8 protein-coding genes are annotated in these 15,684 nt (G+C 35.2%); all 8 read left to right on the forward strand.

Features of this window, described 5'->3' with window-relative positions:
- Position 1: 1 nt before the first annotated feature.
- Entirely contained in the window at positions 2-2,521 is a 2,520-nt protein-coding gene (locus ATO12_RS20220; protein ID WP_394331720.1) for a CHAT domain-containing protein, read from the forward strand.
- Positions 2,522-3,262: 741 nt separating this feature from the next.
- Entirely contained in the window at positions 3,263-3,685 is a 423-nt protein-coding gene (locus ATO12_RS20225) for a hypothetical protein (RefSeq protein ID WP_051575978.1), read from the forward strand.
- A 717-nt stretch (positions 3,686-4,402) separates the two neighbouring features.
- Complete coding sequence (locus ATO12_RS20235; protein ID WP_240486158.1) at positions 4,403-5,134, forward strand: sensor histidine kinase; 732 nt, start codon at positions 4,403-4,405, stop codon at positions 5,132-5,134.
- 247 nt (positions 5,135-5,381) lie between these two features.
- Entirely contained in the window at positions 5,382-6,032 is a 651-nt protein-coding gene (locus ATO12_RS20240; RefSeq protein ID WP_034245773.1) for a response regulator transcription factor, read from the forward strand.
- A gap of 804 nt (positions 6,033-6,836) precedes the next feature.
- Positions 6,837-7,058: a hypothetical protein gene (locus ATO12_RS20250; RefSeq protein ID WP_034245779.1), complete on the forward strand. Its 222-nt coding sequence runs from the start codon at positions 6,837-6,839 to the stop codon at positions 7,056-7,058.
- Positions 7,059-7,494: 436 nt separating this feature from the next.
- A complete protein-coding gene (locus ATO12_RS25120; RefSeq protein WP_051575979.1) occupies positions 7,495-11,328 on the forward strand; it encodes a zinc-dependent metalloprotease in 3,834 nt (1,277 codons plus the stop codon).
- A 711-nt stretch (positions 11,329-12,039) separates the two neighbouring features.
- Positions 12,040-13,716 (forward strand): dihydroxy-acid dehydratase, encoded by a 1,677-nt coding sequence (ilvD, locus tag ATO12_RS20260; protein ID WP_034245782.1) that lies wholly within the window; start codon positions 12,040-12,042, stop codon positions 13,714-13,716.
- Positions 13,717-13,891: 175 nt separating this feature from the next.
- Positions 13,892-15,625 carry a biosynthetic-type acetolactate synthase large subunit gene (gene ilvB, locus ATO12_RS20265; RefSeq protein ID WP_034245785.1) on the forward strand — a complete coding sequence of 578 codons (1,734 nt, stop codon included), beginning with the start codon at positions 13,892-13,894 and terminating at the stop codon, positions 15,623-15,625.
- Positions 15,626-15,684: the final 59 nt, after the last annotated feature.

Below are 15,684 nucleotides of genomic sequence, written 5' to 3' on the forward strand. Positions count from 1 at the left end.
TATAAATGGATGGTATGATCAATCTCTAGTTTATTTCCATAAAACCTTAGATATTATAACAAAAGTATTTCTGAAAGAACACCCTTTTATTGGAATAACATACAATAATATTGGTAGCATTTATAAATCTAAAGGAGAATATAATATAGCTATACAGTATTATAAAAAGGCTATTACCAACTATATTGATACCTTAGGGAAAAACCATGGTGCTGTAGCTCGTACGTATAACAACATAGCTAATGTTTATAAAACCAAAACAGAATACGATCTGGCGTTAAGTTACTATCAAAAGGCACTAACTATACGAATCGATACAAAAGGAGAATATCATTCTGATACCTCATATACGTATCTTGATATGGGAGATCTTTATGTTTTAAAGAAAGACTATACAACAGCATTACGATTCTATCAAAAAACGTTAAGAGTTCAAAAACGACTATTTAGAGAAAGTCGTTACTATATCAGTGATGTTCTTGATAAAATTGCAAACCTGTATATAGAGCAAGAAAAATATGATAAGGCTCTGGAATATCTGCAAAAAAGTATAGTGATCAGGCTTCGAACCGATGGCGATCACCATCCCAGAACTGCAAAATCGTATAACCAGATAGCAGAGCTGTATCATCAAACTAAACATTATAAAAAGGCGATAGAATATTATGAAAAAGCCATTGTTGCTAACATTAATCCTGATAAGAAAAATAGGGATGCAGGTGATTTAAATTCAGAAGATTATATGGATTTAAATATTTTGTTGAGTACTTTTTATGGAAAAGCTAAGGTGTTGCAAGAACGATTTAGTGTTGATAATAATCTAGATAATCTTAAGGAAAGTATAGTTGTCTATCAGAAAGCAGATAATTTAATGCAGGGTATACGAGAATCATTGCATACGTATCAGGATAAAATTGCTTTTGCCAAACAAACTCAAAAAATATATGCAGGAGCTATAGAAGTGCAATTGTTACGTTATCAAATTGATCAAAAGCAAGAGTCGTTACATCAGGCTTTTAATTATGCCGAAAAAAGTAAGGCGAATACCTTAAAAGAGTTATTAGCAGACTCTAATGCAAAGAGCTTTGCTGGTTTACCAAAAACAATCCTCGATCTGGAGCAACATCTAAAATCAGAACGCTCTTTCTATATTTCAAAGAGGATACAAGAAAGATCCAAACAGATTGTGGATACTGCTAAAATAACAACTTATGAAAATAAACTATTTGATCTTGATAGAAAACAAGATTCTCTTACCCAGGTTATAGAAAAAAACTATCCTAAATATTACCAGTTAAAACATCAAAACAGGATCATATCTGTTGTTGGTATCCAGGAAAAATTAAATGAGAATACTACACTGTTAGAGTTTTTTGTGTCAGATAGCAGTACCTATGTATTTACGATTTCTAAAAAAGAGATAAAAGTATCGACGCTACACACCCCAGAACTCAACAAGGATATTGAAGCGCTAAGAGCTGCTATTGTTGCTAAAAACACGATACTGTTTAAGACGATTTCCTATGCGTTGTACAATCAATTAATAGCTCCTGTAAAAGATCAAATAAAAGGAGATCAACTTATTGTTGTCCCAGATGGTTCGTTATGGCATCTTAATTTTGATTTGTTGCTCACTCAAAATGATTTATCATACGATCCTAAAGCGCTATCATACCTCCTTAGAGAATATGCTATAAGCTACGCCAGTTCTGCGAATTTGTTGTTTGCTCCTTTTAAAAGTGATTTGCAATCCAAAAAACGGCAAGAATGCCTTGCATTTTCTTTTTCTGATGGTGAGATTATAGATACAAATACAATGAGCCTGGCTGCACTAAGAGCTACTAATTATGATTTACCGGGAACCCGTAAAGAGATCAAAGCAATCTCAGATATTATCGATGGGCAATATTATTTCGGGTCACAAGCAATAGAAGCTAACTTTAAGAAAAATGCCGGTCAATATAACATCCTGCATTTAGCATTGCATGGTGATGTAGATAACGAACATCCCGAAAATTCTAAACTCCTGTTTACCAAAGGTAATGATAGTATAGAGGATAGTTATCTGTATAGCTATGAGTTGTTTGCTATGAATATCCCTGCAGAACTCACTGTACTTAGTGCCTGCAATACCGGATCGGGAAAAATAGCCAAGGGAGAAGGGATTATGAGCCTGGGTAATGCTTTTCAGTATGCAGGGACTAAAAGTTTATTATTGAGTAGTTGGGAAATATCTGATCAAACCACTCCCGAATTGATGAAATATTTTTATACCAATCTTAAAGCAGGAATGCATAAAGCCAAAGCATTGCAGCAAGCTAAGATACAATATCTCAATACGGCACATATCAATCGAACAGGTCCCTTTTATTGGGGAGGGTTCTATTTGGTTGGCGATTCGTCTCCAATTCCTTTTAAAGATGATACGATGTTGTATTGGGTTATAGGGCTTGGAGTATTGATAGTATTCTGTGTAGGTGTACTCTGGTATCAGAGAAAAAGAAAAAATACGAGACAGTAGTAAAACGTCTACCATCTTAACTCGTAATGTTGTTTGGTTTTATAGTGTAAGTCTGAGTCGAAGAGCTTGTCATTCCGGTTACTTGTCATCCCAGCGTAGGCTGGAATCCACAATTTGACGATTATCTGTTGAAGGAATATTTCATGTAAAAGTCTATCTTTTATAAGGTATAGTATATGAATACCTTCCCTTTGCAGTAAGAAAAGACTTCCCTGCACTCTTTTTGTCGATCATCAGCATAAGGATACTTTTTCTCGTAACAAGATAAGGCTCCATCGCTGTGGGGAGAGCTCAACCCTGTGCGCGGGCTAGTAATAGTAATAATCTGAGTTTCGATTAATATTTCAAGGGGTATAAAAACCGTCAATTCGAGTGAATTTTACGATTAGAATGAGTAAAATTTGTATCGAGAATAGGTTTTTAGTATTGAAATGCTTACCATCTTGAGTTTATCGAAAGGTCGATACAAAATTCTTAACAGAATTTCACTCAAACTGACGCATTTCAGATTAATCGAGGTGAATAGGGGGAAAACACCCTTTTGGTAGCAGGGGTAAATGCCCCTTGTAATATTTTTTATATTTTTTTTAAGTGCTTTAGGGTGTTGAAAAACAGGAGTTTGATGCTGTTTAGGGCATGTGTGGTTTTTGAATTTAAGGTAGGGTGTATTTGCTTTGCTGTATGTTTTTTGGATATATTAGCGTAAGTCTAACCTAATTTAATCTAAAATTATATAACGTTATGGGAAAAGAACTACCAAAAAAAGGGAAAAAAGGTGGAAAGCCTAAAAAATGTATTAGCGTAGAAGAAGCAAAAGAGCTACAACATGTATGGTGCTGTACCCGAACACCAGAAATAGATAAGTGTATAGGATTTGAGGACGCTCGAGAATTTCATTGGAGTGTTGAAGAATTACAGGAATATCTTAAGTATGTAAAGAAAAAATCTAAAAAACAAGGGATTGATAATCCAGGGATTCGAATGTATTTTGGTGCGTACCCAGAGTCTAAATGTAAAACTAAGAAAGGATATGCAACGATCTTTTTAGCACCAACAGGAGCACCAGCAGGTGAGATGGGGAAAGGCGGTGATAGTGCACCTAATAATTATGGTATTGAACCATACAATAGAGGAGGGACAGGTCATCCGCCAATTGGATATTAATATGTTCTTAATAGTCATTAATTTTTTTGAAATCGCTGCTGCGATTGTTGGAACTATATATATAACAAAGTATCGAGAAGATCATTTTTTTCGATACTTTGTTTATTTTCTTTGGTTTTCTGCTTTTGTTGATACTGTATTTGGTTGGTTGCCAACACTTATTCACTACACGGAGCAATTTTCCTTTTTGAAAGGTACCATTTTTTCAAATAATCAATGGTCTTATAATGTATTTGATTTAATTAATTTTTCTTTTTATTTATTATTTTTCATACATTTTATTGATTCTTATAAAGTAAAAAAAACAGGTGTGTATATACTAATTGGATATATAACAACTTCACTATTAAATTTGGTTTTCTCGGGAAAATTTTTTGAAGCCCCTATGATTTATAATTTAATATCAGGAACGTTGTTGTTAATATTGTTCATTATTATTTATTATTATAGGATACTGCAAAGTGAAAGAATTCTAGATTTTTATAAGATGATGCCGTTTTATGTTTCGGTAGGGGCTTTGGTATTTCATATTATAGTTAATCCTGTTTTTATATATGGGGAATACTATAATAATGACAAAAGTCCAGAATTTGTTCAGGTTTATCGAATAATTCTTACTGCAGCAAATATTTTTATGTATACTTGTTATATTATTGGTTTTATTGTATGCTCGCGAAGGAACAAATCTTATTAATAATCTATTTTACCATTATTATTATGTTTTTTGTAGTATTTGGTATCATATTCTTTGTAGCGTTTCAACGTCGAAAAAACAAACTACTGCTGGATAAACTAAGAGCAGAGCAACGTTTTGAAGATGAGATTTTTAAGTCCCGTATAGAGATACAGGAACAGGCACTTAAAAATGTAAGCTGGGAGCTTCATGATAATATCGGGCAATTGTTATCTACGGCAGTGATGCAGATTAATATTATGGGAGCCACCATAGAGGGTACAGCATCAGAATCACTACAAGATGTTAGAAAATTAGTAGGAGACAGCCTGCAAGAGATACGTACCTTATCTAAAACCTTAAATCACGAGGTGATTCAAAATGTAGGGTTAGAAAAATCGATTACTGTAGAGCTCAAGCGTTTTGAGAAACTTAATTTTTTAACACCTTCACTTACTGTAAAAGGAGAAGAAGTATATATAAACCCCAAAGATGAGATTATCCTATATCGTATCATTCAGGAATTTTTCTCTAATACGATAAAGCATGCAGAGGCTTCAAACCTCGAAGTAGCACTAGAGTATACTCCAGAAACTCTCAATATTAGAGTACAGGATGATGGGGTTGGGTTTGATCCTAAGTCGGTTCAGGCAAATTCTGGTTTGCTTAATATGAAAAGCCGTGCGGCTTTGGTAAATGCAAAACTCGACTATACCTCTTCACCAGGAAAAGGAGTTATACTTACCTTGTCATATCCTATACAACTTAACGATTGATTTAATACATTTGTACTTAAGAAGAAGTAATGCTTCAATGTAGATACTTATAAAGTTTAAACATTTGAAAAATAGGTAATTAGTACAAAACGTAATACAGATAAAAGGAGCCATTCTTAACTAATATCGATACCATCCAAAGCGTATAATGGCGAATTTGATCTGACAATTAATAAACAATGAAGTGATTTAAGCATTTTTATAGCGAATTGAAAAAGGCTTAGATTGCTTCAATAAAAAAAAACAGATGAAGAAGAAGACTATAGTTATTGTCGATGATCATCTTTTATTTGCACAATCACTAGAAAGTTTAATATCTAAACTTGAAGAATATGAGGTGTTGGCTATTCTAAAAAACGGAAAAGAGCTTACTCAATATTATTTACATAAAAGAAAGACACCAGATCTTATTCTTTTGGATGTAAAAATGCCTGTGATGGATGGTGTGCAAACGATGCAATGGCTTAAAGAAAATCGACCAGATCAAAAAGTGCTGGCACTAACAATGGAGGATGACGAAGAAACCATTATTAGAATGCTTAGGGCGGGAGCCAAAGGATACTTGCTAAAAGATATACACCCCGAAAATTTTGAATTTGCCATGAAGATGGTGATAGAACAAGGATTTTATTATTCGGGTAAAATAGAAACCGCACTACGTAATTCTGAAGAAGCCGGAGGCAGTAAAAACCTACAGGAAAAATTAACCGATAAGGAACGAGTGTTTTTAAAATACGCATGTTCAGAACTTACGTACAGGAGTATCGCCGCAGAAATGGGCTTGAGTCCTAAAACGATAGAGAATTATAGAGAAACGGTTTTTAAGAAGCTAGAAGTAAAAACCAGGGTAGGTCTCGTGATCTATTGCATGAAAAATAAACTTTTTAAGATTGAGTAAAACCCTGTTTTGAAAAGCTTGTAAAGCGCATTCAAAATGGTTGGTTGAACCAATCCCAGTGTAGACTGGGATCCAATTGTAGAGAAGAGGGTATCTTTGTTTTGAAAAGCTTGAAAAGTGCATTCAAAATAGCAGGTCGAACCCACTCTAGTGTAGACCTGATTTCAATGCTCCTGATAATTTTTATCTAACGCAGGTATTTGACGTTTAAAAGCGGTGCTTTTCAATTTTTTTCCACCAGTATAAGATTTATTTTGCGTTAAAAAACCTTGAAGCCTTGGAAAGGTTTTAGTAAAAGAAATTTGGTTTTCAATAAAATTGAAAAATACCTTGGAAAAAACGCCTTTTCTTTTGTTTCGTTTTCTTTGGGCGAACAAAGAAAATGAAAAAGGCTGACTAATAGAAAGGACTCTATAATTGATCTACGGTATTTATTTGAGAGCCGTGTGATTATTAGATACGTCAAATCGAGTGATTTTTTGAAATGATAATGAAAAAAAATGCACTTCGACAAGGCTTGTCTTGAGTATACCAAAAGGCTCAGTGAACCTATCGAGATTAGGTTTTTATAAGAAAATAATTCAACTTCTTAAATTCTATATTAAGTATTGAGTTAATTAACATTTTTCATGTAAAATATGTATTTATACGTTGTTATTATTGAGTATTTAATGAGTTAAAATGTTAAAATATTGAAATATGCGCTATTCTTGGTAAGATAGTATTAAGTGTTGCTAGTATAGTATATTTCAGTGGCTTAGAATAGCGTTAATTTTGTGCACTAACACAAAACTTAACTATCTAATGAAAACTACAAACATGTTTTTATCGATTCTAATGGGGTTGATAATTTGGCCGATTATGGGTCAACACCAAAAAGAAAAGAGTTGCTCATTCGAGGAAACTCAGCAAGAATACTACGAACAGAACCCGGAGGCTTTTGAAAAAGCTAAAGAATTTGAAAAAATACTTCAAAAACAAGCCTTACTAAAAAAAACAAAACCCTGGCAAAGCAGCAGAGTTTAGTACATCAAAAGAAGCAAACCAAAACAGTTCAGTTTAATGCAAATCAATTAAATACGGGACTGTATTTGGAAACTGTTACGCTAGGAAAATGAATAGATTTGGTAAGAATTATAGTCTAATAATCCTTAACTGAAATAGACTGTTTATTTTCGACCTTAGCAGTAAGGTGTAGAACATAACGAGTGGTTTTAATCTAATACAATCCCCCTTGAAATCAAATCAAGAGAGGTTGTTAAAATTCTTCAATTTTTTAATCACCATTAAGTTTAGGTTATGAATTCACAAAAATCATTAGTAAAGAATAGCAGTATGTGTGCTATTCGACGAAAGTATTGTTGCTAAAAGTTGCAGTGAGTTTTCCAATTCATTGCTTGCTTCTGCAAAAGGTGTTGATTCCCATTTATCAACAACTTCATTAACTATTAAAAATTAAATCATGAAAAATCAACTTGTCTTATTTGTAGGCTTATTTGTTTTCCAATTTGGATTTTCGCAAACCCATAATTTTTGGAAAAAAAATAGTAGCCCAATTGAAAACGAAAACATTTCTTCTATAAAGAATAATACAGAAACTTCACACCAAAACACATATCATCTTAGTGTTGAAAAACTAAAAGAAGTTTTATCTCAATGCCCAAAAAGGTTCAATTCATTTGGAAAATCAAATGTAATTATCATACTTCCTACTGAAGACGGAAGATTTAAAGAATACCGTGTAAAGGAAACCAATGTTTTACATCCGGATTTAGCCAAAAAGTTCCCAGATATTAAATCGTATGTAGGTACATCTGTTAATGAAGAAAACGAAGTAGTACATTTTAGTTTGGGGCATAATAGCTTTAGAGCTATGATTATGAAACCTGATGCTACAATAACGAATATCAAACCTTCTACTAGTACTAGTAAAACGTATATGGTTACTTCAAAAACGGATGAATCAGAACCAATTAACTGTCAAATAATTGATAATGCAGCCGAAACTTTTTCAGAAAAAAGTACAAAACAAGCTGAAAAATCAAACAAAGCAAGAAAAGATGCTAATGATGGTCGTGTTAGAGTCTACCGAATGGCTATAGCAGTAACAGGAGAATTGTCTAAAATTTATACTGATAAGGCAGGTATTACAAATGGTTCGACTCAACAAAGGAAAGCCGCAGTACTTGCCGAGTTGAATGCACTGATGACGAGAGTGAATGCGGTTTATGAAAGAGATCTTGGAACTACGTTTGAATTAGTACCTAATATTGAGAATTCCATCTTTCTTGATGGAGCAACTGATGGTATTACACATGGCAATACTTCAATATCGGTAAATGAAGGTCAAGGTGTTCTTGATGCCGCAATTGGTAACGCTAACTACGATATTGGGCATGTTTTAGATTCAGATGGGACTGGACGTGGAGCTTTAAGGGCTGTGTGTGATGATAGTAAAAAAGCCCAGGGAGCTACTGGCGCACATCCTTTTACATCTGTTGCAGATTATTTCTATCGCACATTCGTTCATGAAATAGGCCATCAATTTGGTGCTAACCATTCGTTTAACAACTCCTGTGGGGGTAATCGTCTTGACGAAGGTGCTGTTGAACCAGGAGGGGGTAATACTATCATGGCATATACAGGTTGTGCTCCTAATACAGAAAATACGCAATATGTTTTTTTTCATGCAAAACAAATAGATGAAATGTGGAATCATATTTTAAGCATTGAAAGTTGTGCTACCCTAAGATCAATAGGTAATAGTGCGCCAGTGGCTAGTATAGGAGGTAATTATACGATTCCAAGATCTACTCCATTTATATTAGAAGGATCAGCTACTGATCCTAATACTGCTTCCAACCAACTAACATATACCTGGAACCAAATGGATAAAGAAATAGCTCCGATGCCTCCTCGTGCTACGTCAACTAGTGGTCCTTTATTCCGTTATAAACCACCTTCAACATCTCCAAATCGTTATATGCCTGACCTTTCTACCATAAAAGCTGGAAATTCTTCTTCTGAATGGGAGGTAACACCTTCTGTGGCCAGAACTATGAATTTTAGATTCACTGTAAGAGATAACCATCCGGGAGGAGGTAATACAGATTCTAAGGATGCTGTTATTACGGTAAGTGGGACTGCTGGTCCTTTTGTAATCACTTCTCAAAATGCTAGGTTTGATGCACCCGTAGGCTCTACACAAACGGTGACCTGGGACGTAGCAGGAACCACAGGAAATGGGGTAAATGCAGCGACTGTTGATATTTTATTATCTACAGATGGTGGAAATACATACCCAATAACATTAGCTTCTGCAGTACCTAATGATGGTTCTCAACAAATTACTATACCTGACAATGAAGGAGGTGTAAATAGAATTATGGTAAGAGGTACCAATCATATCTTTTTCGATGTTACCAATGCTAATTTTAGTATTACCAAGGGAAATTTGGATCCTATGCCTACAAATTATTGTGCTGCGGGTTATCAGGGTAATAATTATATAGCCGAAGTGATCTTTGGGGATATCATTAATAAAAGTGAAAATGGTTCGTATTCTGATTTTACGAATCTGGGAACCAATCTTGTTAAAGGAGAGTCTTATAGTTTAACCGTTAATCCAGGAATCGATTTTTGGGACCCTAATTATTTTGGAGCTTGGATTGATTGGAATAAAGATGGGGATTTTGAAGATGCAGGTGAAGAAGTTTTACTGGCAACTAATGGTGCCGGAGGTATAACAAAAACAGTTGTAGTTCCGAGTACTGCAAAAAGTGGCGCAACAAGGTTAAGGGTACGTTATAAAATACATGCAGCCCCTAACCCTTGCGGAACAGCAAGAACTAATGGTGATGAGGTAGAAGATTATTTTTTGTTTATAAAAGGAGGAAGTTCGAATCCAACCTGTAATGATGGTATTCAGAATGGTAATGAAACTGGTGTAGATTGCGGTGGGCCTGATTGTGATCCTTGTACAGTAGACCCAACATGCAACGATGGCATTCAGAATGGTAATGAAACCGGAGTTGATTGTGGTGGGCCTGATTGTAATCCTTGTAATACAAATGTAAACTACTGTGCAGCTTCGACTACTCAAAATGCTACCTTACACATTACCAATGTTAGCTTAGGATCTATAAATAATAGTTCCGCAAATGCTGCATATAATGATTTTACAAACCAGTCTACAAACCTTACTAACGGGCAAGCAACGACATTAACGATAATCACGAATAATAATACCTGGACATATAATGCGGTAGGTGTATGGATTGACTGGAATAATAATGGAGATTTTACTGATACTGGAGAGTTAGTGTATTCCAGATATGGTGCAGGTCCTTATTCGGCTAATATTACTCCTCCTTCTGGTGCAGTTTCTAATACTTCGTTGCGAATGAGAGTTCGAGTTGGATATGGATCTGAAGCAAAAATAACACCTTGTGGTACTGATACTTATTTGGGTGAAGTAGAAGATTATACCATAAGAATTGGAGGTACAACTACACCAACCTGTAATGATGGAATTCAGAATGGAAATGAAACCGGAGTTGATTGCGGAGGATCTTGTAGTCCTTGTGCTACTAATGGAACTGTGGTCTATGTAGATATGAGTGATGAAACAACAAACTCTTCAAGTACCTGGAATTTCTTTAGAATAGAAGTTGGTGATGATAATGATTTTGGAGGATGGTTTACCAATAACTCACTTCGACTAGTGACTTATGGAAAAGATCTTGTTTGTGAAGGAACAACTAATAATGCTACATTTATAGGAGAAGGCATAGAGATTGGTGCAGCCAGTAATTTTGTAGCCAATGCTAATAGTTTTGTTATAAGTTCATCTTCATATACAGATTGGAGAGGTAAATCGGGGTATATAGGGTTTACCTTCAAAATAGGGGGAAATACACATTATGGATGGTTTTATGCTGCAGTAGCTAATGATGGATTGTCATATACAATCAAGGATTATGCATACAATACTACAGCTGGTCAAGGTTTACTTACAAAAAGGCCAACCAGACAAAAAGAAAGAACTTCAGAAAGTATAGTTAGTATATACCCTAATCCGTTTGAAGAAACCGTTACTATAGACATATCGAGATTAGAAAGTGATACATTTACAATAACCGTATATAATTTGTTAGGAAAAGAATTGATCTATAAAAAGTATAGTAAAAACCCAGGTACAATACGATTAGGAGATCAAATGAAATCATCTGGAAATTATTTTATAAAAATACAAGCCAATAAACATACAGAAACCTTAAGGCTCGTTAAGTTTTAATATAAAATTGAATTCTAAGTAGTCAAAAATCAGGATTTAAATAGGACCTTTCATTATTGATGAAAGGTCTTGTTTTTAATGAAATAAAGAAAAGCTTACATAAAAAATAATTTAGTATTTGTATTTCAAAAAAATATTTTCCTATATTTGACACATAAATGAATACCAGAAACATAAATATTAATACAGTCATTATTATTGAGGTGATTATTTCACCTCGATAAGGGATGTATTGATACTATATATATGATATTAAAATCCCTTTACTCGAGTAAAGGGATTTTTTTGTGTAAAAGATTTAAGATTAGAATTTAAAATAAAGTCTATACAATAGAAATGAGAATATTTAGCAACATAATTAGTAATGTCATTGTCATTATTGTGATTATTTCACCATGATGAAGGGATATTATTGTATACAAATAAATACAAACTCCCTTCAGAAATGAAGGGAGTTTTTTTTGATATGAAAAAAATATTTAAATAAAATGATCAAATAGTGATTGTAAATTGTAAAAACGTAAAATGTTGTAAATCAAATGTTAACATGTGTAAAAAGACTATTGGATATTGTAAGGATATTGAATAATGTACATGTGTTTAGCCGCAACAAAATAATTTTATACTGTGGTTTATTCAATCTAATGCATACATCATAGGGTAAAAGTTAAAATTTTAAATAATTCGTAAAAACTGATATTCAAAAAAGAAATGAGCATCAATAAGTATAGTAAACAAGTCACTCAAGATGACACGCAACCTGCCGCACAGGCAATGCTTCACGCAATTGGTTTAACCGATGAGGATTTTAAGAAACCCTTAGTCGGGATCGCCAGTACAGGTTATGAAGGGAATCCATGTAACATGCACCTTAATGATCTTGCTAAATTGGTAAAACAAGGAACAATAGAAGAGGATGTCGTCGGGCTCATATTTAATACTATCGGAGTGAGTGATGGGATTTCTATGGGAACACCAGGAATGCGTTTTTCATTACCGTCTCGTGATGTGATTGCAGATTCTATGGAGACCGTGGTACAAGCAATGTCTTATGATGGAATGGTAACTGTTGTTGGTTGCGATAAAAATATGCCAGGGGCATTAATGGCAATGCTTCGATTAAATCGCCCTTCAGTTTTAGTCTACGGAGGAACCATAGCATCTGGATGTCATGAAGGCAAAAAACTGGATGTAGTTTCTGCTTTTGAAGCCTGGGGAGAAAAAGTAGCCGGTACAATATCTCAATCTGAATATAAGAATGTTATAGAAAAAGCATGCCCGGGAGCAGGAGCTTGCGGTGGGATGTATACAGCCAATACGATGGCCTCTGCCATCGAAGCTTTAGGGATGTCTCTACCATATAATTCTTCGAATCCGGCTATAAGTAAACATAAAGAAGAAGAAAGTATCCAGGCAGGTCGTGCAATGCGAACGCTATTAGAAAAGGATATCAAACCTAAAGATATAGTAACCAGAAAATCACTCGAAAATGCAATACGTTTAGTTACCGTACTTGGTGGTTCTACGAATGCTGTATTACACTTTCTGGCAATTGCCAGAGCTGCAGACGTAGAGTTTACATTAGCAGATTTTCAGAGAATTAGCGACGAAACCCCGTTTTTGGCAGATCTTAAACCAAGCGGTAAATACCTTATGGAAGATGTGCATGAAGTCGGAGGAATTCCTGCGGTATTAAAATACCTTTTAAAGAAAGGATTACTACACGGAGATTGTTTAACCGTTACCGGAAAAACAATTGCAGAAAACCTATTGGATGTTCCTGATCTTACAGAAGGACAGGACGTTATTAAACCAATAGAAAATCCAATTAAACCAACAGGGCACCTAAGAATTATGTTTGGTAACCTGTCTAAGGATGGATGTGTAGCAAAAATTACAGGTAAAGAAGGATTACGTTTTCAAGGAAAAGCCAAAGTTTTTGATGGAGAATATGATGCCAATGATGGTATTAGAGATGGAAAAGTAGAAAAAGGTGATGTGGTTGTGATACGATACGAAGGCCCAAAAGGAGGACCGGGAATGCCAGAAATGTTAAAACCTACTGCCGCTATTATGGGAGCTGGTTTAGGTAAAGATGTAGCCTTAATTACAGATGGAAGGTTTTCTGGAGGAACACATGGATTTGTTGTAGGACATATCACACCAGAAGCACAAGAAGGAGGTTTGATTGCTTTGGTACAAGATGGAGATATCATTACTATTGATGCAGAGACCAATTCGATTACTGTAGATATTAGTGAAGCTGAGATCGAAAAAAGAAAAGCTTCCTGGGTTCAACCGGCATTAAAGTTTGATAAAGGAGTATTGTACAAATATGCACATACAGTTTCGTCTGCATCACAAGGATGCGTAACCGATGAATTCTAAAAGCATTTCAATGCAAAGCATTGGTTTTAAATGAAGTGTCAGGTAAAGGCTAAAATCTAAAAAAGTACAGCATTTGATGCTGGTTAAACGATAAATTATCATTCTGGTGAAGATCAGAATCTAAAAAAAGTCTAGACTCTAGTTTCTAAAAGTCTAGCCTCTAAAACAAGAGTGTATGGAAACACAAACGCAAACGTTAAAAAAAGAAACCAAAATATCAACAGAGCGTATGACAGGTGCAGAGGCAGTAATTCGATGTCTGTTGGCAGAAGGAGTAGATTTAATTTATGGATATCCCGGGGGAGCCATAATGCCGGTCTATGATGAGTTATACAAATATAGAGATCAGTTACATCATGTATTAACCAGGCATGAACAAGGAGCAACCCACGCGGCACAAGGATATGCAAGAACCAGTGGTAAAGTTGGAGTTGCAATTGCTACTTCTGGGCCCGGAGCTACTAATTTTGTAACAGGAATCGCAGATGCGCAGATAGATTCTACACCTATGGTATGTATTACTGGCCAGGTAGGATCACATTTGTTAGGATCAGATGCGTTTCAGGAAACAGATATTATAGGAATCTCTACACCCATCACCAAATGGAATCACCAGGTTACTAAAGCCGAAGATATTCCTGCAGTATTGGCAAAAGCTTTTTATGTTGCTCGCTCTGGTCGACCAGGTCCCGTACTAATTGATATAACAAAAGATGCGCAATTTGGTGAGCTAGATTTTACATACTCAACATGTAAAGGAGTACGTAGTTATAAGCCAGTACCCAAAACAGATCCAAAAACCCTGGAACAAGCGGCTAAGCTTATAAATAATGCAAAAAAACCAATGGTTGTCTTTGGCCAGGGGGTAATCCTGGGAGAAGCAGAGGAAGAGTTGAAAAACTTTATCGAGAAATCAGGAACTCCATCTGCATGGACCATTTTGGGACTTTCTGCATTACCAACATCTCACCCGTTAAATGTAGGAATGGTTGGTATGCATGGTAATTACGGACCCAATAAGCTAACTAACGAATGTGATTTACTACTAGCAATCGGAATGCGTTTTGATGATCGGGTTACCGGTAATTTAGAAACCTATGCGAAGCAGGCCAAAATCGTACATTTTGAGATTGATCCGGCCGAAATAAATAAAAATGTGAAAGTAGATGTCGCAGTAATGGGTGATGTTAAAGATACATTGTCACAGATACTTCCGATGGTACAATCAAATTCTCATGATTCGTGGTTACAGGCGTTTAGAGATCACGATGCCATAGAATATGATAAAGTAATTAAAGAAGAACTGTTCCCTAGCAAGGAAGGGCTTTCTATGGGCGAAGTACTTAGAGGAATTAACAAAGAAACAGGAGGCGATGCAGTTATTGTATCTGATGTGGGGCAGCATCAAATGATTGCTTGCCGATATGCAGAGTTTAATAAGTCTAAGAGTAATATTACTTCTGGTGGTTTAGGGACAATGGGGTTTGCATTACCAGCAGCGATTGGAGCAAAAATGGGAGCTCCCGAGAGAGAGGTCGTAGCAATTATAGGAGATGGTGGATACCAAATGACAATACAGGAATTAGGTACGATTTTCCAGACCAAAATACCAGTAAAGATTGTAGTGTTAAATAACGACTTCCTCGGAATGGTACGCCAATGGCAACAACTGTTTTTTGATAAACGATATGCATCTACAGAAATGGTAAATCCAGATTTTATAAAAATAGCAGAAGGGTATCATATCAAGTCTACAAGAGTTACCAAAAGAGAAAATTTACAAGAGGCAATCGCAGAGATGATCGCAAGTAAAGAACCTTACTTTTTAGAAGTATGTGTAGAGAAAGAAAATAATGTGTTTCCGATGATTCCTACAGGAGCATCAGTTTCGGATGTAAGATTAGAATAATACGATTTTGTTATTCTGGTTTGTCTGGATCAGTACAGATGTTAAATCAGAATGTATAC

This window comes from Aquimarina atlantica (assembly GCF_000626715.1).
GTDB classification, from domain to species: domain Bacteria; phylum Bacteroidota; class Bacteroidia; order Flavobacteriales; family Flavobacteriaceae; genus Aquimarina; species Aquimarina atlantica.